Source organism: Flavobacterium marginilacus (assembly GCF_026870155.1).
Lineage (GTDB): Bacteria > Bacteroidota > Bacteroidia > Flavobacteriales > Flavobacteriaceae > Flavobacterium > Flavobacterium marginilacus.
This window is the reverse complement of the sequence record NZ_CP113975.1, coordinates 283042-303708: the sequence shown is the minus strand read 5'-3', so window position 1 is coordinate 303708 and position 20667 is coordinate 283042. Positions and strand designations below refer to the sequence as shown.

The 20667-nt window shown below is 34.9% G+C and carries 22 protein-coding genes and 1 tRNA gene; 16 read left to right on the top strand and 7 right to left on the bottom strand.

Annotated elements, in window-relative coordinates; translation table 11 throughout:
* Nucleotides 1-36: 36 nt before the first annotated feature.
* Nucleotides 37-624 (top strand): DUF3575 domain-containing protein, encoded by a 588-nt coding sequence (locus tag OZP07_RS01350; protein WP_281637006.1) that lies wholly within the window; start codon nt 37-39, stop codon nt 622-624.
* Here the strand turns inward: OZP07_RS01350 and OZP07_RS01345 are convergent.
* Together OZP07_RS01345 and rbfA are read right to left on the bottom strand one after the other, a co-directional pair.
* Entirely contained in the window at nt 621-1820 is a 1200-nt protein-coding gene (locus tag OZP07_RS01345) for an ABC transporter permease (RefSeq protein ID WP_281637005.1), read from the bottom strand. The genes OZP07_RS01350 and OZP07_RS01345 overlap by 4 nt on opposite strands.
* A gap of 3 nt (nt 1821-1823) precedes the next feature.
* The gene (gene rbfA, locus OZP07_RS01340; RefSeq protein WP_194640422.1) at nt 1824-2216 is read right to left on the bottom strand and encodes a 30S ribosome-binding factor RbfA; all 393 of its coding nucleotides are present in this window, start codon (nt 2214-2216) and stop codon (nt 1824-1826) included.
* 375 nt (nt 2217-2591) lie between these two features.
* Between rbfA and mce the strand changes: the two genes are divergently transcribed.
* The 3 genes from mce (at nt 2592) to OZP07_RS01325 (ending at nt 3799) form a co-directional block, all read left to right on the top strand.
* The gene (gene mce, locus OZP07_RS01335) at nt 2592-2993 is read left to right on the top strand and encodes a methylmalonyl-CoA epimerase (protein ID WP_194640423.1); all 402 of its coding nucleotides are present in this window, start codon (nt 2592-2594) and stop codon (nt 2991-2993) included.
* Between the two features lie 126 nt (nt 2994-3119).
* Nucleotides 3120-3193, top strand: a tRNA-Ile gene (locus tag OZP07_RS01330).
* A gap of 369 nt (nt 3194-3562) precedes the next feature.
* Nucleotides 3563-3799: a hypothetical protein gene (locus OZP07_RS01325; protein ID WP_281637004.1), complete on the top strand. Its 237-nt coding sequence runs from the start codon at nt 3563-3565 to the stop codon at nt 3797-3799.
* Nucleotides 3800-3836: 37 nt separating this feature from the next.
* Here the strand turns inward: OZP07_RS01325 and OZP07_RS01320 are convergent, their stop codons facing one another.
* Nucleotides 3837-4424, bottom strand: a complete 588-nt coding sequence (locus tag OZP07_RS01320; protein WP_281637003.1) for a riboflavin synthase — start codon at nt 4422-4424, stop codon at nt 3837-3839.
* A gap of 58 nt (nt 4425-4482) precedes the next feature.
* Here OZP07_RS01320 and pdxA point away from each other — a divergent pair, with 58 nt between their 5' ends.
* From pdxA to OZP07_RS01270, 10 genes are all read left to right on the top strand, one after another.
* A complete protein-coding gene (pdxA, locus tag OZP07_RS01315) occupies nt 4483-5532 on the top strand; it encodes a 4-hydroxythreonine-4-phosphate dehydrogenase PdxA (RefSeq protein ID WP_194640535.1) in 1050 nt (349 codons plus the stop codon).
* Between the two features lie 84 nt (nt 5533-5616).
* On the top strand, nt 5617-6159 hold the full coding sequence (locus OZP07_RS01310; protein WP_194640386.1) for a YceD family protein: 543 nt from the start codon (nt 5617-5619) through the stop codon (nt 6157-6159).
* Between the two features lie 9 nt (nt 6160-6168).
* Entirely contained in the window at nt 6169-6366 is a 198-nt protein-coding gene (gene rpmF, locus OZP07_RS01305) for a 50S ribosomal protein L32 (protein ID WP_035639771.1), read from the top strand.
* Nucleotides 6367-6543: 177 nt separating this feature from the next.
* A complete protein-coding gene (locus OZP07_RS01300) occupies nt 6544-7542 on the top strand; it encodes a beta-ketoacyl-ACP synthase III (protein ID WP_194640536.1) in 999 nt (332 codons plus the stop codon).
* Nucleotides 7543-7564: 22 nt separating this feature from the next.
* Entirely contained in the window at nt 7565-8047 is a 483-nt protein-coding gene (gene accB / locus OZP07_RS01295) for an acetyl-CoA carboxylase biotin carboxyl carrier protein (RefSeq protein WP_281637002.1), read from the top strand.
* A 106-nt stretch (nt 8048-8153) separates the two neighbouring features.
* Nucleotides 8154-9500 (top strand): acetyl-CoA carboxylase biotin carboxylase subunit, encoded by a 1347-nt coding sequence (accC, locus tag OZP07_RS01290; protein ID WP_194640388.1) that lies wholly within the window; start codon nt 8154-8156, stop codon nt 9498-9500.
* A gap of 297 nt (nt 9501-9797) precedes the next feature.
* Nucleotides 9798-10094: a hypothetical protein gene (locus OZP07_RS01285; RefSeq protein WP_281637001.1), complete on the top strand. Its 297-nt coding sequence runs from the start codon at nt 9798-9800 to the stop codon at nt 10092-10094.
* Nucleotides 10095-10146: 52 nt separating this feature from the next.
* Nucleotides 10147-10443: a hypothetical protein gene (locus OZP07_RS01280; protein WP_281637000.1), complete on the top strand. Its 297-nt coding sequence runs from the start codon at nt 10147-10149 to the stop codon at nt 10441-10443.
* Between the two features lie 16 nt (nt 10444-10459).
* Nucleotides 10460-10726 (top strand): hypothetical protein, encoded by a 267-nt coding sequence (locus OZP07_RS01275; protein WP_281636999.1) that lies wholly within the window; start codon nt 10460-10462, stop codon nt 10724-10726.
* 132 nt (nt 10727-10858) lie between these two features.
* Nucleotides 10859-12199, top strand: coding sequence for a sigma-54-dependent transcriptional regulator (locus tag OZP07_RS01270; protein ID WP_281636998.1), 1341 nt, complete (start codon nt 10859-10861; stop codon nt 12197-12199).
* On the opposite strand, the gene OZP07_RS01265 is transcribed toward OZP07_RS01270, so the two are convergent.
* The 4 genes from OZP07_RS01265 to OZP07_RS01250 form a co-directional block, all read right to left on the bottom strand.
* Complete coding sequence (locus OZP07_RS01265) at nt 12196-14637, bottom strand: hybrid sensor histidine kinase/response regulator (protein WP_281636997.1); 2442 nt, start codon at nt 14635-14637, stop codon at nt 12196-12198. The genes OZP07_RS01270 and OZP07_RS01265 overlap by 4 nt on opposite strands.
* A 231-nt stretch (nt 14638-14868) precedes the next feature.
* Entirely contained in the window at nt 14869-16065 is a 1197-nt protein-coding gene (locus tag OZP07_RS01260; RefSeq protein WP_281636996.1) for a C1 family peptidase, read from the bottom strand.
* A gap of 76 nt (nt 16066-16141) precedes the next feature.
* Complete coding sequence (locus OZP07_RS01255) at nt 16142-18043, bottom strand: S9 family peptidase (protein WP_281636995.1); 1902 nt, start codon at nt 18041-18043, stop codon at nt 16142-16144.
* A gap of 127 nt (nt 18044-18170) precedes the next feature.
* Complete coding sequence (locus OZP07_RS01250; protein WP_194640395.1) at nt 18171-18584, bottom strand: hypothetical protein; 414 nt, start codon at nt 18582-18584, stop codon at nt 18171-18173.
* Between the two features lie 209 nt (nt 18585-18793).
* Here OZP07_RS01250 and OZP07_RS01245 point away from each other — a divergent pair, with 209 nt between their 5' ends.
* Nucleotides 18794-19906, top strand: a complete 1113-nt coding sequence (locus OZP07_RS01245; RefSeq protein WP_281636994.1) for an NAD(P)/FAD-dependent oxidoreductase — start codon at nt 18794-18796, stop codon at nt 19904-19906.
* 3 nt (nt 19907-19909) lie between these two features.
* Complete coding sequence (gene mtgA, locus OZP07_RS01240; protein ID WP_194640397.1) at nt 19910-20653, top strand: monofunctional biosynthetic peptidoglycan transglycosylase; 744 nt, start codon at nt 19910-19912, stop codon at nt 20651-20653.
* The last annotated feature ends 14 nt before the right edge of the window (nt 20654-20667 follow it).

Below are 20667 nucleotides of genomic sequence, written 5' to 3'. Positions count from 1 at the left end.
TGTAAAATAAAAATTACTTTTGCAAAAAAAGAGTTAATGAAAAAAATTATAGTTCTAGGTTTTGTTTTAATTAGTTTCATCGTAAAAGCACAGGAAGCAGAAAAAGTATCGGTTGAGAAAAATTTATATGGCGTTCAGCTAGGTTTGCTAAGTACAAGTTTTTATTATGAAACTCAATTGCAAAGAAAAATTTCACTTCGAACAGAAATAGGGCTGACATTAATATCTTCTACGAGAGATTATGAAGATCCTGAAATTAAAGATGAAACTGCGACACTTATTAGTCCTTATCTAACACTTGAACCAAGATGGTTTTATAGTTTAGATAGACGTAAAAGACTTGGGAAAAAGACCTATAACAATTCTTCCAATTATATTTCATTGGAAACGTCATATATTTCTAACAAGACTCCATTAATAAATAACGGTGATTTTGATGTTGTATCAGCTATTGCTATTATTCCTAAATATGGAATCCGCAGAGCTTTTGCAAAACATCTCAATTATGAATTTTCAGGAGGCGTGGGTTACCAATATAATATATTTAATAAAAGCAAAGGCTGTGACTGTGACCACAACAATACTGCAGTCGATCTTAAAATAAGAATTGGATACGATTTTTAATCCAGCAGCTTCTTACTCACCCTGCTGCTCGCAATCATCGAAGCAAAAAAACCAAGTGTGACAATAGTCGCCATTACAATCCCAACATTTTCAAAAGTAAAAACCACTGGATAAGCCAGTGTTGGAGTTATCATTATCAATTCATACTGTTGCTGCAGCAACACAATAACAACTCCCAACAACAATCCAATGATCCCGCCAAAAACACTCAGCAAAACACCCTGAAGAAGAAAAATATTTCTCAAATCCTTGATGTCGGTTCCTAGGTTAAAAAGGGTTTTGAGGTTTCCTTTTTTATCCAAAATCATCATGATAAGTGCTCCAACCAAGTTAAAAAGCGCCACCACAATCACCAAAGTAAATATCAGGTAGACTGCTATATTTTCTGTATTCAGCATTTTATACAAGGCCTCGTTAAGTTGTGCCTTGTTCTTTATCGTAATTTTATTTTTGAAGATTGAATTCAGTTTTGCTGTCACAGCGTTTTCGTCAGCATCTTTCTTTAATTTTATTTCTATACCCGAAACCTGATTTTCCTTATATTCCAATAATTCCTGCGCCAAACCTAAATCGGCAAACACATATTTGGAATCCAGATCTTCACTGATGGCATAAATTCCAACTGGAAAAATATCGGTTTTATTAAAGGCCTGTTCAGGATTTTCTATAGCTCCCTTACCGGGTCTTGGAACAAAAACCTCAAAAGCATTTTTATAATCAAGCAATCCCATCGAAAATTTCTGCGCCGTACCATATCCAACCACAACCTGAAAAGTATTTGGCTCCAGCCATTGTCCGTTGTATATTTTTTTGTCGAAATGACTAACTTTGTTAAAAGAAGAATCAACTCCTTTAAGGTAAGTAACCTCCTGTTTTCCATTGAACGTGAACAAGACCCTTTCCTCTACAATTTTCGAATATGAAGCGACACCATCAATCTCCTTAATGTCTTTTTCCTGTTTTGGTTCAATAAAAAAAGATTTCCCAAGCGTACTGCTCACCTTAAGATCAGGATCAATATCGCTGGTAAAGGAAAGACTGAATTCCTTTAACCCAGTAAAAACCGAAAGCACCACAAACAGCGCCATCGCTCCCACAATAGTCGCAAGACTCGCAATACGATTAATAATATTGATAGCATTACTTTTACTTTTGCTAAAAATATACCGCTTGGCTATGTAAAGAGGAAAATTCAAATCTTATTTAAATCTGCGTTTATCCAACAAATCTCTATTCTCTATAGGATTCTCCTTGTTTGCCAATGCATTGTCAATCTTCTCGATATAATCCAAAGAATCGTCAATAAAGAAAACCAAATTAGGCACTTTGCGCAATTGCAGACGCACCCTTTGCGACAAATCGTGCTTAATTAAAGTAGTATTTGTTTTGATACCCTGAAGCGTTTCCTGCGCTTTATCTTGAGGAAAAATACTTAAATGCACCGTCGCCACAGACAAATCTGTAGTCACCGTAACCTTGGATACTGAAATTATCAAATTCGTAATTCCGTTTTTTCTCACTTCACCCTGCAGAATATCAACCAAATCTTTTTGGATCACCCCGCCTATTTTTTTCTGTCTATTTGTTTCCATAGCGCAAAAATACTATTTTTTTGAGAGACAGCCCCACAAAGTCATAAACTCCTAAAGTTTTTTATATTTGTTTTAAGTTTTATAAACCAAATAAGGAGCGAATGATTGAGGCATTTTCGGCAGACATGGATTCCCGCCATCCGCTGCAATCTCCCGTGCCGAACCCCGGCACAGGAGGATTTTCGCTGCTGTCGGGGCTAAAGAGTAAATAATTGGCATTTTTGGGAAGATTTCAAAAAAAGCAGTTCAAGCAATACGCTCTAAATTCGCATTTTCAATCTGCATCCCAAGCAAAAGCGAATAAGCAAAGCAAAATATATACAATCCGCGTGAAATTATTCTTTGAATCAGCAAATCTCTAAACTAACATTCAAAATGAAAAAAATAGAACACATAGGCATCGCAGTCAAAAACCTTGAAGAATCCAATCTGTTATTCGAAAAACTCTTTGGCAAACCTGCTTATAAAGAAGAAGAAGTTGCCAGCGAAGGTGTAAAAACATCTTTCTTCATGAACGGTCCTAACAAAATAGAACTCCTCGAAGCTACCGATCCAGATAGTCCGATAGCCAAATTCCTCGAAAAAAAAGGCGAAGGAATCCATCACATCGCCTTTGATGTCGAAAATATCCTCTCCGAAATTCAACGCCTTAAATCCGAAGGATTCATCGTCCTAAACGAAATCCCCAAAAAAGGTGCCGACAATAAATTAGTCGCTTTTTTACACCCAAAAGGCACAAATGGTGTATTAATTGAACTCTGCCAGGAAATAAAATAAAAACTAGTCAATTCATAATCAGTTCTTTTCAAAAAAGATTTTACATTCTAATAACATAATTCAAAATCAACATAAAAAACGCTTGTGACAATCAAAAAAATGTAGTAATATTGCAAACTCTTAACCGGTCCTATAGCTCAGCTGGTTAGAGCACCTGACTCATAATCAGGTGGTCCCTGGTTCGAGCCCAGGTGGGACCACAGTTAACACTTAAAAAGCCTTATAAACACTGCGTTTGTAAGGCTTTTTTATTTTCTGCATTTAAAATTATTTCAAAAATTCCAAATACTCTTCAACTTTTTAAAAAAAATAAGACAAATTAAATTTTAAAATCTTATCTTTAATTTTGTAAAAAATATTCCTTCAAAGGAATTTTAATTTTATAATATTAAAAAATACACTTACTTGAATTTGCTTTTATGTAGGTTTTTACTCTTATTTAACAATTCACATAGTTGATTTACCGTATAATTTTGTATTTAATCGTAATTAATTTATTTTCAATATAAAAAAAAACATATTTTTGCACTCAAGGATTATTTAAAAAATCATAATACCACATCCCCAAAATGAAGATATTTTTAAACAAAGCTTTATACAAAGGTAGCATTCTATTTTTTCTGCTATATGGATTTGTCATACATGCCGATCCAAATGTTCCAGGCGACCCAGATTATATACCACCACCACCTGACGAAGGAGATCTTCCAATAGATGAAAACATTACAATACTAATCTTTATAGCCGTTATATTTGGGCTTTACATTATATATAATCACAAACTAAACAAAAAAAGACCAATTTAAAATTGGTCTTTTTTTGTTTATAATCTCATTTTCTGTTCTATTTGCTTACATAAAGCCTAGAAACATACTTCCCAATTACATCAAATTCCAAGTTTACTTTGGTTCCCACAACAAACGAATGAAAATTAGTATGTTCATAGGTATAAGGTATAATAGCTACACTAAAATTATTCTTGCCAGAATCCACCACAGTCAGACTAACTCCGTTTACAGTAATTGAACCTTTCTCGATAGTAATATTTTTCAAAGCCGCATCATACTCAAAAGTATACAGCCAGCTTCCTCGGGTTTTCTCAGCTACAACACAAATCGCCGTTTGATCCACATGCCCCTGCACAATATGTCCGTCCAGACGATCTCCTAGTTTCATCGCTCTTTCCAGATTAACTTTATCTCCAGCTTTCCAATCTGAAATATTAGTTTTTTTTATAGTTTCTCCAATAGCAGTAACCGTATAAAGTGTTCCTTCAATAGCTACAACAGTCAGACATATTCCGTTATGAGCAACGCTTTGATCAATTTTTAATTCATCAGCCAACACCGAATCTATAGTGATATGAATATTATCCTGCTCTTTTTTAACTTCTTGAACTTTGCCAAGTGTTTCAATAATCCCTGTAAACATTTCTTATTTTATTTTACTAAATTTGCAGTTCAAAATTAGCAATAAATAACTTGAGGACATTATGAAAAAAGCAGAAAATATAATCGTAGGAATTTCAATAGGAGATTTAAACGGTATTGGAAGCGAAGTAATTCTAAAAACATTCGAAGACAGCCGCATGTTAGAATTATGCACCCCTGTTATTTTTGCCAATGTAAAAATTTTATCATTTATAAGAAAGAGTTTCGAATCCACAGTTCCCTTACATGGTATCGACAAACTAGACCAAATTGTGATTGGTAAAGTAAATGTTTTCAATCTTTGGAGAGAAGGAGTCGATTTAAACCTTGGAACCAATGACGAAAAAATAGGACAATATGCAATCAAATCATTTACTGCTGCCACCAAAGCGTTAAAAGAAGGAGATATCGATGTCTTAGTTACAGCACCTATAAATAAATACAACATTCAGTCTGAAGATTTTAAATTTCCGGGACATACTGATTATCTAAATCAAGAATTAGAAGGCAATGCGTTAATGCTGATGGTGCAGGACAACCTGAGAGTTGGTTTATTAACAGATCATGTACCAATCAACGAAGTTGCTTCACATTTAACCGAAGAGTTAATTTTCAAAAAAATTGAAACTATCAATCAGACTCTAATTCAGGATTTCAGCATCAACAAACCCAAAATTGCAGTACTCGGCCTTAATCCTCACTGTGGTGACGGAGGCGTTATCGGAACTGAAGACGACAAAGTATTAAAGCCAGCATTGAAAAAATTATTCGACAAAGGAACATTAGTATTTGGTCCTTTTGCCGCCGATGGTTTCTTTGGAAGCAGCCAATACGAAAAATACGATGCTATTATTGCTGCATATCATGACCAGGGATTAATCCCTTTCAAAACATTATCTTTTGGAAATGGCGTAAATTATACAGCTGGACTTAACAAAGTTAGGACTTCTCCAGATCACGGAACCGCATATGACATCGCAGGAAAGAATAAAGCCGACTATAATTCTTTCAAAGAAGCTGTCTATCTTGCAATTGATGTATATAATTCCAGAAATCTGCATGCAGAAATCAGCCAAAAACCCCTAAAAACAAAAGAAAAACAGTTATAAACAAAAAAAGGTGAATAACATTCTTGGATTTACAATTATTTTATATCTTTGCACTCCCGAAGTTTAGGGCAAATTGTTGTTGAAATGAGCAAGACAAAAGAATATACAATCCCTTTCGTAGGATTGAAGCTAGGAAAACACAAATTTGAGTATCAAATAGATAATGCGTTCTTTGAAATCTTTGATTATAATGAATTTCAAAATTCAGACATCAAAGTAACTGTAGTTTTAGACAAAAAAAGCAACCTGTTAGAGTTAAGTTTCAAACATGAAGGAACTATCAATGTTCCGTGTGACCTTACAAGTGAAGATTTTGATTTACCAATAAAAGGAAAATTAAAACTAATTGTACGGTTTGGAGAAACTTTCAACAATGACAATGAAGAGCTGCTAATACTTCCTTTTGGAGAATTTGAAATAGACATCGCTCAATATATATATGAGATGATAATACTTTCAGTTCCTCAAAAAAGAATCCATCCCGGTATAAAGGATGGCAGTTTAAACACTGAAGCTTTGACAAAACTGAAAGAGTTAACAATTAAAGAGCAAAAAAAAGAAAAAAAAGAAGAAGAAAATACAGACCCGCGCTGGGACAAATTAAAGCAACTATTAACGGATAAATAATATAGTAAAATGGCACATCCTAAGAGAAAAACCTCAAAAACAAGAAGAGACAAAAGAAGAACACATTACAAAGCTACAGTAGCTCAGATCGCTACATGCCCAATTACTGGAGAAGCACATTTATACCACAGAGCTTACTGGCATGAAGGTAAAATGTATTACAGAGGACAAGTTGTTATCGACAAATCTGAAGTAGCTCTTGCTTAATACGTTTTTGTAAATTATACTAGAACTCTCACCTCGTGAGAGTTTTTTTTGTTGTTTATAATTTACCCCCTCAAATAAGAAAAACTTAACAATATTAGTTTAGTTTTTTTATTGTAATTTTAGAGACTTTTAAAAATTTTGCAAATGGCAGCATTTGCAATAAATAATCGCATATTAATGAGTACAATTACAGCCGCAATTACCGCTGTTGGTGGTTATGTTCCGGATTTTGTTCTTTCCAACAAAGTTCTGGAAACAATGGTAGACACTAATGATGAATGGATAACCACACGCACAGGAATTAAAGAAAGAAGAATACTAAAAGATGCTGATAAAGGAACTTCTTTTCTTGCTATAAAAGCAGCGCAGGATTTAATCGCAAAATCAAATATTGACCCTCTTGAAATAGACTTAGTTTTAATGGCAACCGCAACTGCAGATATGCCAGTAGCCTCAACGGGAGCACATGTAGCAACATCTATAGGGGCTACAAATGCATTCTCTTATGATTTACAGGCAGCATGTTCAAGTTTCCTTTACGGAATGTCAACTGCAGCAGCTTATATTCAATCCGGAAGATACAAAAAAGTACTGCTTATAGGTGCTGATAAAATGTCATCTATTGTTGATTATAAAGACCGATCAACTTGTATTATTTTTGGAGACGGTGCAGGTGCAGTATTATTTGAACCCAATTACGAAGGATACGGATTACAAGATGAATACTTAAGAAGCGACAGCGTAGGCCGTGATTTCTTAAAAATACCTGCTGGCGGATCCCTCTTGCCAACAAGTATTGACACCGTAAATGACAACAAACATAACATTATTCAAGACGGAAAAACTGTTTTCAAATATGCAGTTACCAATATGGCTGATGCAAGCGAATTGATTTTAAAAAGAAACAATTTAACCAACGAAAATGTAAATTGGCTTGTACCCCATCAAGCAAACAAACGCATCATTGATGCAACTGCCCACAGAATGAATCTGGAAGACGAGAAAGTATTGATGAATATTGAAAAATACGGCAATACTACATCTGCGACATTACCCTTAGTATTATACGATTTTGAACATCTTTTCAAAAAAGGAGATACTATCATTTTTGCTGCCTTTGGAGGCGGATTCACTTGGGGATCAATTTACTTAACTTGGGCCTACGACAAAAAATAAATTAAACTAAAAAGAAAAAATTATGGATTTAAAAGAAATTCAAAATCTAATTAAATTTGTAGCAAATTCAGGTGTTGCAGAAGTAAAATTAGAAATGGACGATGTAAAAATCACCATCAGAACTACTTTAGAAGGTAACGTTACCGAAGCGACTTATGTGCAGCAGTTACCTGCCCAAAACATTCTTCCGCAAGCTGCCGCTCCACAGCAGATTGCTCCTGTTGCAGCCGCTGTTCCTGCAGCTGAACCAGTTGAGAAAAACAATTACATTACTATAAAATCACCAATCATTGGTACTTTCTACAGAAAACCTGCTCCAGATAAACCTATGTTTGTTGAAGTTGGAAAATCAATCGCTAAAGGAGATGTTCTTTGCGTAATTGAAGCAATGAAATTATTCAACGAAATTGAATCAGAAGTATCTGGTAAAATCGTAAAAATATTGGTAGACGATATGTCTCCTGTAGAATTTGACCAGCCTTTATTCTTAGTAGATCCATCATAATTTTAGATTTTAGATTGCAGATTTTAGATTACTGACTGATTTTAAATCAAACTAAAAAACTAATTATCTAATTATCAAAATTGCCTAATTATCTAATTGAAAAAAAATGTTTAAAAAAATACTAATAGCAAATAGAGGAGAAATTGCGCTTCGTGTCATCCGAACCTGCAGAGAAATGGGTATCAAGACGGTAGCTGTTTATTCTACTGCAGATGCTGAAAGCCTGCATGTGAAATTTGCTGATGAAGCTGTTTGTATAGGACCGCCTCCAAGTAACCTTTCCTATTTAAAGATGTCCAATATTATTGCTGCTGCCGAAATTACAAATGCAGATGCAATTCATCCAGGTTACGGTTTCTTATCTGAAAACGCAAAATTTTCAAAAATCTGTCAGGAACATAATATAAAATTCATTGGTGCTTCTCCAGAAATGATTGACCGAATGGGAGACAAAGCTTCTGCAAAAGCAACAATGATTGAAGCTGGTGTTCCCTGCGTTCCTGGTTCTGAAGGAATTTTAGATTCTTATGAAGACGCGAAAGAAACTGCTGCAAAAATAGGTTATCCAGTAATGATGAAAGCTACTGCCGGTGGCGGCGGAAAAGGGATGAGAGCTATCTGGAAAGAAGAAGAACTTCTGAAAGCCTGGGAAAGTGCCCGTCAGGAAGCGGCTGCAGCTTTTGGTAACGATGGGATGTACATGGAGAAATTAATCGAAGAGCCGCGCCACATCGAAATTCAGGTTGTTGGTGATGCTTACGGTAAAGCCTGTCACCTTTCTGAAAGAGACTGTTCTGTTCAGCGCCGTCATCAAAAATTGACTGAAGAAACTCCTTCTCCATTTATGACTGACGAACTGCGTACAAAAATGGGTGAAGCAGCTGTAAAAGCAGCTGAATTTATAAAATACGAAGGTGCTGGAACTGTTGAGTTTTTGGTTGACAAACACAGAAACTTCTATTTCATGGAAATGAATACTCGTATCCAAGTTGAACACCCGATTACTGAACAGGTTGTTGATTATGACTTGATCCGTGAGCAGATTCTAGTTGCTGCTGGTGTGCCAATTTCAGGAAGAAACTACCTTCCGCAGTTACACGCTATCGAAGTTCGTATCAATGCAGAAGATCCTTATAATGATTTCAGACCTTCGCCAGGAAAAATTACCACATTACATATGCCTGGAGGTCATGGAGTACGTTTAGACACTCACGTATATTCTGGTTATACTATTCCGCCAAATTACGATTCTATGATTGCTAAATTGATTACTACTGCCCAATCACGTGAAGAAGCTATTAGTAAAATGAGAAGAGCATTAGACGAATTCGTAATCGAAGGAATCAAAACAACTATTCCGTTTCATAGACAATTGATGGATAATCCTAAATATATTGAAGGCGATTATACAACTGCTTTCATGGATACTTTCAAAATGAATCCAGTAGAATAATAATTTTTAAAGGCTGTCAATATTTAGACAGCCTTTTTTATTTTCAGCCCTTTTAGAATTCAAAATTCTGAAAGGGTTTCTTTTTTATGCTTTAAAGTAAACACTATTTGTGTATACTTTTTATACAGCTATCCATAGAATTATACACTTTTCATTCATTTTGAATTTTGGCATGTTTCAAAAAATCCCTTTAAAAACAAGCCCTGACAGCCTTTGATACTTTTATTTTAATTAATGGCATACTATTTTCATTATCTAAAGCGTAAACAACAATTTAAATAATTAAAATAAAACATTATGAAAAATTTATTTTTATCAGCCGCAATTGCTTTAGGAAGTCTAACTTCATTTGCTTCGACTACAGCTCCAGTCATTATTGTAAAAACCATTTCTATCGGAGATGAATACACTGAAATTAAATTAGAAGAATTACCAACTGCTGTTACTGACGCTTTCAAAAAAGCATATCCAGCTGATGCAGTAATTACTAAAGCATACAAAAACGAAAAAAAGGAATACAAATTAGATATTACTGCCGGCGGGAAAACAGAAACCCTTTTTGCAAATGAAGACGGAACCTGGATTAAAAAATAATTTCACCGAGTTTTAAAAATTTAAACAATAAACATTACTAAATACAATCATTATGAAAAATTTATTTTTATCAGCCGCAATAGTTTTAGGAGGTTTGGCTTCTTACGCTTCAGTTTCTCCTATTTCAAATACAATTGTAAAAGCAGTTTCCCTTCAAGAGGAATACACTGAAATAAAATTAGAGGAAGTTCCTGTTGCAGTGACCGATGCTCTTAAAAAAGCATATCCAGACGGGGTTCTTTCGAAAGCATATAAAAATGCAAAATCACAATATAAACTCGAAGTTACTGTTGGTGACAAAATAGGTTCTCTGTATGCAAATGCAGATGGAACATGGATCAAAAAATAAAACAAACATTATAAAAATGCTGATCTTAACAGTGGCTATTATTTTAAGATGCGCAGCAATTTACGCTGACAAGTATACAAAGATCCAATCTGATATTGAATCTCAATACACAGAAGTCAGCATGAATACAGTCCCTGCCACAATAAAAGCAGCCTTAGAAACAGCATATTCTGGCACGAAGCTTATCAGAACATATGTGAACCAGAAAAAAGAATATAAACTAGAATTATCAGTTAATAACCAGAAAGCTACTGTTTATACAGATGTTAATGCCAACTGGTAAAACCATATTTGGGGGAATTGGATTTATGTTTTTGACGAAAAAGAGATTGTTACGGCAATCTCTTTTTTTGCATAATTTTATGACAATCCAAGTTTATTAGTGCTATTTTAGCAGAAAAGGGCTAAAAAATACATGTCAAAGATATTACTAATAGAAGATGATATTTCATTCTGCAGATTATTAGAAAAATTTCTAATAAAGAAAGGATACGATGTGACCATTGCTTTTTCTGCATCCGAAGCTAAAACAGCCATCAAAAATGAATCCTTTAATCTGATTTTGATGGACATCCGTTTACCAGATTCAGACGGAATTGGGTTAATGACAGAATTCAAAAATTCAAATCCAGAAATACCAGTTATCCTCATGACTGGATATTCGGATGTAAATACTGCCGTAAAAGCCATCAAAAACGGCGCTGCTGATTATATTTCGAAGCCTTTTAATCCAGACGAGGTTTTATTAGTCATTACAAATGCAATGCCGTCTTCACAAGAAGAAATTCCAGTCAAAGAAAAGAAAGCGATTAAAAGACAAACAGCTTCTGAAAATGAATTTGTAAAAGGTATTTCAGTTGCTTCAAAAAAATTATTAGATCATATACAGCTGGTGAGTCCAACTGATATGTCTGTTTTAATTATTGGCGAAAGCGGCACAGGAAAAGAAATTATAGCAAAAAGCATCCATCAGCAGAGCAGCAGAAAGAACAATAATTTTATTGCTGTAGATTGTGGTGCAATACCAAAAGAATTGGCTGCGAGTGAATTTTTCGGCCATCTTAAAGGATCTTTTACTGGAGCCATCAGCGATAAAATAGGATATTTTGAAGCAGCAAATGGAGGAACTCTTTTTTTGGACGAAATTGGAAATCTTTCTTATGAAAACCAGATCCAATTGCTGAGAGCTTTGCAAGAGCGGAAAATTAAGCCAGTTGGCAGCAACAAAGAAATTAATGTTGATATCCGAATTGTTACCGCGACGAATGAAGATTTGCGGGAAGCAGTCAAAAATGGTGATTTCAGAGAAGATTTATATCATAGAATAAATGAGTTTTCCATTCTGTCCCCTTCGTTAACAGACAGGGACGAGGATCTAATGGTTTTTGCCGATTATTTTCTGGAGAAAGCTAATCAGCAGCTCAATAAAGAAATAATAGGCTTTTCGCCGGAAGTTGTTGCTATTTTTCAAAAATACAGCTGGCCGGGCAATCTGCGTGAACTGCAGAATTGTGTAAAACGCGCCACTCTTTTAACCCGTGGCAATTATATTGAAAGCGATGTTTTGCCTTCAGAATTTTTTCAAATACAAAAACAGCAGAGTTCAAGCGATGCTTTTTCTTTATCCGAAAATGAAAAAGAAACCATTATTAATGCCTTGTCAAAAACTCAGAATAACAAATCGGAAGCAGCAAAATTGCTAAAAATAACCCGAAAAACGCTTTACAATAAATTAAAGCAATACAATATCACTTAGCCCATTTCCTTATTTAAAGCTGAAAAAAGCAAGCCGCTTTTTATTTTTAGAGAGTTCAGCAGACTTCCTAAATCCAAGACGGCTAACTCACTTTTCTCTAATAACTCCAAAATTCTGCTTATTTCATCTGCTTCAATCTGCCGGAACATTGGTGCTATTCTGTGTGCAATTGCATTGATTTCTAAAGTGTTTTTTTCATGAACCGCATTTTCCAGATAAGCAATGTTGTTTTTACTGCTTTCAATAAATTGTTTTAAAAATACATTTAAAGCTATAGTATCGTTTCCTAAAAATTGTTTTAAGGTTTTTAAAGAATATAGTTTCGGAATTGAAATTTCCTCAGCAGTATTGATTCTAATATCTGTAAAATCTTTGTTTTGTAAAATATGCTGCATGATTTCCAGCAGTACTTTTGGCGAATACGGCTTTTTGATTACGGTTGTAAATCCAGCATCGATACAATCAGAATATTCCAAATCGGCACGGCCTGTAAGTGCAATTATCGGCTGGTTATTGTATGTGGAATAATTAGAGTTTTTTAATTTTTCAACAAATGAAAATCCATCCATTACAGGCATCTGAATATCGGTAATTATAAAATCAAAATCAGTATTTTCGATTATTTCCAAAGCTTTGACAGCACTGTCAAATGATAAAACCGTGTGACCTTCCTGTTTTAAGACACTGCTGGTTAAATGCAGCAGATTGATGTCATCATCAATAACTATAAAAGTATATTTTTTTGTATCGGCAAAAATTGGTTTTTCTGCTTGAGGAAAAGTGTTTACACTATTGTCAAATTGCAAAGGAAGATTAATTATAAAAGTACTTCCTTTGCCAAACTCACTTTCCAGTTTTAAATTTCCTTCTAAAATAGTGACGATTTTTTGACAGATGGACAGCCCTAAGCCTGTTCCTCCGTATTTTTTTTCGATGTTTTCGTTGGCCTGAGTAAATTCTTCAAAGACAAATTTCTGGTTTTCTTTCTCGATTCCAATTCCAGAATCTGCAATAGAAATGCTATAAAAACTATCGTCTGCATTTTTCCTAGCGTTGATTTTAATATATCCCTCATCTGTAAACTTATAGGCATTCCCTATAATGTTGCTCAGAATCTGTTTGAGGCGAAACGGATCGCCTACAATTCTAGCTTGCAGATTTTCATCAATATCGATGACTAGATCAATATTTTTTTGTTTATAAACTGCCTGAATGCTTCTGGCTGCCTCTTCGATAACTTCGGGCAATAAAAAAGGAACTTTTTCAATTGTGATTTTTCCTGCTTCTATTTGGGAAAAGTCCAATAAATCCTGAACTAACTGCGTAATGTATGTGGAAGAATCCTTAATGTTTTTGACAAAATACGACTGTTTTGTATTGACATCAGAATTGCCTAAAAGTTCAGTGTAGCCAACAATGGTACTCAAAGGCGTTTTCAAATCATGGCTAACAGTTGAGATTAACTGTTCGCGGCTTTTTAGCAGATTTTTGGTTTTGAAATTGGCGATTTCCAGCTGTTTTTTATACAATTGTGACTTAGAATAATCACTCACAATTAAAATCGAGAAAATCAATGTCAATACTAAACCTATTATTGCCGATGTCATTACGACTTCGTTGACTTTTTTTAATGATTTTTCTTTAAGTGTATTGTTTTTTATAGAGCTGATAATGATTTCACGTTCAATAATCCGAAGCACTTTCCGAAGCTGTTCGGAGATAGCGATTTCATTTTTGAGCAGTTTGTTTTCCTGAAAATTTAGCGAAACCTTTTTCTTTTCCGCTTTTACTTTTACTGATGTTAAGAGCTTTTTCGAATTGGCAAGAATAGAATCCGAAGCTTTTTTGCTGAGTGTATTTGTGCTGTCGTCTGGAATGTTCTGATTAAGATAATCGACATATTTTCGGAGTACGTTCCGCTGATAACTTCCTAATTGTTCTGGATTTTTGGCAAAATCCTTTAAAACCAGTTTACGGAGTTTGGACTCCATTCTGGTGATTTCATTAATGGCATTATCTACTGAAACTTCATCATCGGCCTTATTTTTTATAGCTTTTAATTGACGGATATTTTTAGTTTTCTCGGACAATAAATAAGTTACACTATCCAATAAAGTCTTTTGATATTGTGTTGTAACAATTTGTTTTAGCGTATCTATTCTCGATTTTAAGGAATCGGTTTCGACAAGATAGCTTTTAAAATCTTTTTCGGAATTTGTCTGGATTGTTTTGCGTCCTAAACTTTCAGTCTTGTAAATATTCGAGAAAAGCTTGCTGACTTTTAAAATCTTCGTTTTTTCGAAAGCAATTTTATCTTCGAGTCTGCTGTAAACCACATTTTCAGAATATAAAACCCAGCCTACAGTAAGGACTAATGCTATCAGTGCAAGATAACCTAAAAGGACTTTAACGGGCGTATAACTTTTTTTGTTTTCCATAAACTATATAACGCTGTTTTGGAAGCTTTAGTCCTTAGTATTTAGAAGAATTATCTTTTACACTGATGTCCCATTCCAATTATAAATAAAACCAGAAATATGAAATAGTTTTTTACCTCACCCCAAGCCCTTTCCAAAGGAGAGGAAGCCAATAGTAGGTCAATTTACATTTCAAAAAAAAAGCCGTTTCAGATTTATGAAACGGCTTTTGAAGTAGTGTTTAAATTAGTTTTAAGCACCAATTTTCTTAACGATATCTGATGGAACCCCTCCTTTATTTACCATCAAGGAAGTGGTTTTGTATTTTACAAAATTCTTGCTCACGTATAAATATCCTTTGTAATCATTTGTAGTTCCCCAAGAATTTTTTACGATATAATATTCTTTGCCCATTTGATCTTTGGCAATACCTACGATATGCATGGCGTGATCATCGGTTGTTTGGTAATTGTCGAATGCTTTCTGACGAATTTCTTCAGTGATTTCCAATTCTGGTTTTGGACCGTTGAACATGTTCTCTTTTTCCTCGGCAGTCATTTCGTCAAACTTTTTGGCAGGAACGTAAGCCACCCCATTCTTCCAGCTAAAACTTTTCTCACTCACATCTGAGGCCCAGGCTACTGTATAACCGTTTTTTAAAGCGTTGTCAATGATGGCCGTCATGTCATTCATTTTGATGTTATACACCAAATCAAATGACCAGTTATCGGGAACCATCATCATCGTTTTGGAATAATAAGGCTGATTCGCATAAGAAGCAAATTCAACATATTCATCCGGATTTATTCCTACCACTTCTTTGGCAAAGCTTTGAGGTGTGTAGCTTTTACCTTTGTATGTGAAGTTTTCTGGAACCTGTCCCAAATAAGAATCTATTACAGCAGCATACGCTTTTTCCCAGTTTGGAGTAAGTTCTCCGTTTGGATTTTTAACTACTGCAGTCAATACTGCTTCAGTCAATGAAGCCATTTCGGCAAATTTATTTTTGGAAGTTCCATAGTTTAAACCGGTGTAAATTGATTGAGGAACTGCTCCGTACTTTCTGTACATATTGATGACGTCATGTAATTCTCCTCCGTCGCCCAAGGTTACTGCACCATGCATACGCACATAGTTTTTTCCTTTTTCGACATAAGCGTTTCTAGCAGAAAAAACCTGAGACAATTCTACTGGCTGTTTTCCAATTCTGATCATTTCTGATTCTAAAAAGGAATTAGTTGAATAACTCCAGCAGGTTCCTGATGAACCTTGATTTTTGATAGAAGTATTCCCTAAATTAATTACATCGGTAAACTGGAAACTCTCAGCACTTTTTGCGCTGGCATTTACTTTCAATGAGTTGACCAACCCGTCTTGAGCAGTCATAGTGTGCATTCCAACAACTAAAGCTGTCGCAATAAAAAACGGTTTGATTGATAATTTATACATTTTCAAATAGGTTAAGATTTTTTAATATGTAACAAAAGACGAAATATTGTTACAAAAATATTGATTCATTTGAGATTTACAAGGTTTCATTAAGCCATTTGTAAAATTCTTTCTGCCAGATCTGAGCGTTCTGAGGATGCAGCACCCAGTGATTTTCTTCTGGAAAATAAAGGAATCTGCTTTTGATTCCTCTTAATTGAGCCGCCTGAAATGCTTCCTGCCCCTGACCAATTGGTACTCTAAAATCAATTCCTCCCTGAATTATTAAAATAGGTGTGTTCCAGTTTTGGACATAATTAATAGGATTGAACTTTGTGTATGCTTTTTGTGCCACAGCATTGTCTTTCTCCCAGTATGCACCGCCAAAATCCCAATTGTTGAAGAAAACTTCCTCGGTAGTTCCAAACATACTCTGAGTATTGAAAACTCCGTCATGAGCAATAAAAGTTTTAAATCTGTTATTATGGATTCCTGCTAAATAAAATACAGAATACCCTCCGTAACTAGCGCCAACACAGCCCAAACGGGTTTTATCTACATAACTCTCTTTGGAAACATCGTCAATAGCCGACAGGTAATCGTCCATTACCTGTCCTCCCCAATCTTTACTGATCTGTTCGTTCCATTCCACCCCGTGTCCCTGCATACCGCGGCGGTTTGGTGCTACAACCACATATCCGTTCGCTGCCATTAATTGAAAATTCCAACGGAAAGAATACGATTGTGTCAATGGAGACTGCGGTCCTCCTTGGCAGAATAACAGTGTCGGGTATTTTTTGGAAGCATCAAAATTAGGAGGAAGAATTACCCATACCAGCATTTTTTTGCCATCAGTAGTTGTTACATAACGTCTTTCAGTTTTGCTTAATACTAATGATGAATAAGTCGCAGTATTAACATTCGTGAGCTGTTTCCAAGTATTTTTCTTTAAATTATAGGAGAATAATTCTGTTGCGTGATTCATGTCAGTTCTTGAAACAATGATATTATCTCCTGAAAAGCCTACCAAATCACTTACATCAAAATCACCATTTGTAATTTGGTGAACTTGAACTGCTATTCTGGTCATTCCAGGGAAATTCACTTCAAATAATTGTTTTGTGCCGTCTATTGGCGCAATAAAGTAAATTTTTCTGCCATCCTGACTCCACATAAAACTGTCTACTGTTCCGTCCCAATTTGCAGTCAGATTCATTTTCATGCCTTTGAAACTAACAATCAAATCGTTTTTGTCCGATTCATATCCGTCACGTTTCATCTGCAGCCAAGTCAAATCTCCAGAAGGAGAAAACTGTGGCGCTGTATCATAACCCAAATTCCCCTCAGATCTGTTGATCGTTTTTCCAGATTCCAGATTGTACTCGTATATATTAGTATCTGTAGAAATCGCATATTGAGTTCCTGCTTTTTTCTTGCACACATATACAATGCTTTTACTGTCCGGCGACCAGATATAATCTTCATCACCGCCAAAAGGTTTTTGCGGACTGTCGAAATTTTCTCCCTTTAGAATATCAATTCCTACAGCACCTTCTTTATTTTCTTTGTAAAAAACGTGATTAAATTTCCCCTCGTTCCAAGTATCCCAGTGGCGGTAATCTAAACCGTTATAGATTTGAACATTGGATTTGTCTAAATCTGGGTAAAAATCTTTCCCTAATACTTTATCGATTTTTACTTCCTCATTGTAAACAATAAATTTTCCGTCAGGAGAGATATTTTTATCAGCCAAAATCTCTTTTGTATCCTTAATTTCTACAGCAGCTCCGCCATTAATAGCTACGGTATAATACTTCGAACTGGATTTGTTTTCATCGACAGAAGGAGTTGATACTTTATAGACAGCATTCCTGCCGTCTTTTGAAATTCCTAATGGAGAAATTCGTCCTAATTTCCAAAGTAATTCTGGAGTCATTACATTTTGAGCACTCGCGGTTAAACCCATCATAGTTATCATTAAAAAGAGTGTTTTTTTCATAATTATTGAAAATATATGTTCAGTTTTCAAATATAGCAATATAATCTTCAATAAGAACAAATGACTGCACTTAAAAAAAACTTAAAAGAATTGAAACATTTTCTGGCCGAAAAATGGAGATAAAAATTTACTGTTTATGTAGTATTTCAGCAGTAATCAGGGTGAAAAAAAAGCACAATACTAATATAATTATACTTGCAATCATTATTTTTTTTAAGAGTGATTTCTCCATTTTTTTTGCTTGAGAATCAAATGCAGATGCAGAATTAATTTTTGAAAATGTTTCAACAGTCTGCATATACTTTATCCATCCGCCGTTCTCATAAATCTGTTTTCCTAAATCTGTCAGATCACATCTAAAACCTTGACTGCTTTCCAGCAAAACAAGTCCTTTTTTAACTAAAATATCTGCAAAGGCTTTGGAATTTTTCAGATTAAAACCATATTCATCCTTGAAATTAATACGCATCATATATTGGGATTTCGATGCATACAGCAGCTTCATATTAACTTCTATGAGCTCATCAATATTTTCAAACATAACAAAGTATTTTAATTTAAATTTTCAGGTTCAGATTTCATCAAATGAAAAAATCTTATTAATAAAGCCTTTATTTACGTCACAATTATAATGCCAAATTATATCACATTTGAAATAATTACGTATTTCAAAAAACTTGTATCTTCGGGTGATATTAGATAGAAGGTGTTTAAAACTAAAAAAATATTTAATTTTATAAAAAAAGTCAAATGCAGTTAAGCTATTGGGAAATAAAGAATTGGTTTACTAACGTAGATTTTGCCATTGCGGGAAGCGGTATTGTAGGGCTTCATACCGCATTACGCCTGCGCGAAAAGTATCCAGCCAGTAAAATATTAATACTCGAAAAAGGAATGCTTCCGCAAGGTGCCAGTACTAAAAATGCAGGATTCGCCTGTTTTGGAAGTATTTCAGAAATCATAGAAGATTTAAAATCACATACCGAAGAAGAAGTAATTGAGCTCATTCAAAAAAGATGGAACGGACTGCAGTTATTAAGAAAAAATCTTGGTGACAACGTGATTGACTTCAAGCCTTATGGAGGTTATGAATTGTTTTTAAAAGATGATGAAAGCAGTTTTTCAGAATGCTCGAATAAATTATCTTTCATAAACGATATTTTAAAACCTTTTTTTAAAGCGGATGTTTTTGCCAAAGAAGTAGACCGCTTTGGTTTTGGAAACATCCATGACTATTTGATTTTCAATCCCTTTGAAGCTCAAATCGACACTGGAAATATGATGCAGGCTTTATTAAAAAAAGCTATTGCACAAGACATTTTGATTCTGAACCAGCAAACACTGACTTCTTATATTGATAACGAAAACAGTGTTGAAGTTGCCTTGGGAGATTTTAGCTTCACTGCCAAAAAATTATTGTTTGCAACCAATGGTTTCGCCAACGAACTCACCAAAGGCAGTGTAAAACCCGCAAGAGCACAGGTTCTAATCACAGAACCAATTCCAAATCTTGATATAAAGGGAACTTTTCATTTGGACAGAGGCTATTATTATTTTAGAAATATTGGTGATAGAATATTGCTTGGCGGAGGCAGAAATCTGGATTTTGAAACCGAAAACACGACCGAATTCGGCCAAACAGAAATTGTGCAAAAAAAATTGGAAGACTTATTAAAAAAAGTAATTTTGCCTAACCAAGAAGTTCAGATTGAACACCGCTGGAGCGGTATTATGGGCATTGGCAACAGTAAAAAACCAATTATAGAACAACTCTCTGAAAATGTGTACTGTGGCGTTCGTCTTGGTGGCATGGGAGTAGCAATAGGCAGTTTAATAGGAACAGAATTAGCAGATTTAGCATAAAAAATGGCAACCAAAATAACACCCAAAAAAACAACAAAGAAGCCCGCTAAAAAAAAACAGGGAGGCTTTATGACTAAAGTAAAATGGTTTTTACTCAAAGTATTGTTATGGTTTTTTGGACTATCAATAGCATCTGTTGTACTTTTTAAATTCGTGCCCGTTCCATTCACTCCTTTAATGGTTATCCGTTACTTCGAAAACAATTCGGCTGATAAAGAAAATCATTTCAGCCACGATTGGGAACCCATTGATAAAATTTCGATGAACCTGCAAAAAGCAGTGATTGCAAGCGAAGACGGTACTTTCCTAACACATAACGGTTTTGATTTTATAGCTATGCAAAAAGCCTATAAAAGCAATGAACGAGGCCGAAAGGTAAGAGGCGGAAGCACTATATCGCAGCAGACTGCCAAAAATGTTTTCCTTTGGCAGGGACGAAGCTACCTTCGTAAAGGTCTGGAAGCTTATTTTACCGTTTTGATAGAACTCATTTGGGGCAAAAAACGCATCATGGAAGTATACCTCAATAGCATCGAAATGGGCGATGGCGTATACGGCGCTTATGCCGCAACCGAGCATTGGTATCGCAGAGACGCATCCAGTTTAACGATGCAGCAGGCCGCCGGAATCGCAGCTATTCTGCCCAATCCAAGGAAATACAAAGCAACCAGTTCCTCATCGTACATCAACAATCGAAAGACAAAAATTGTCCGGATTATGAGACAGATCGGAAAAGTGGAATATTAAAACAAAACCCCAAT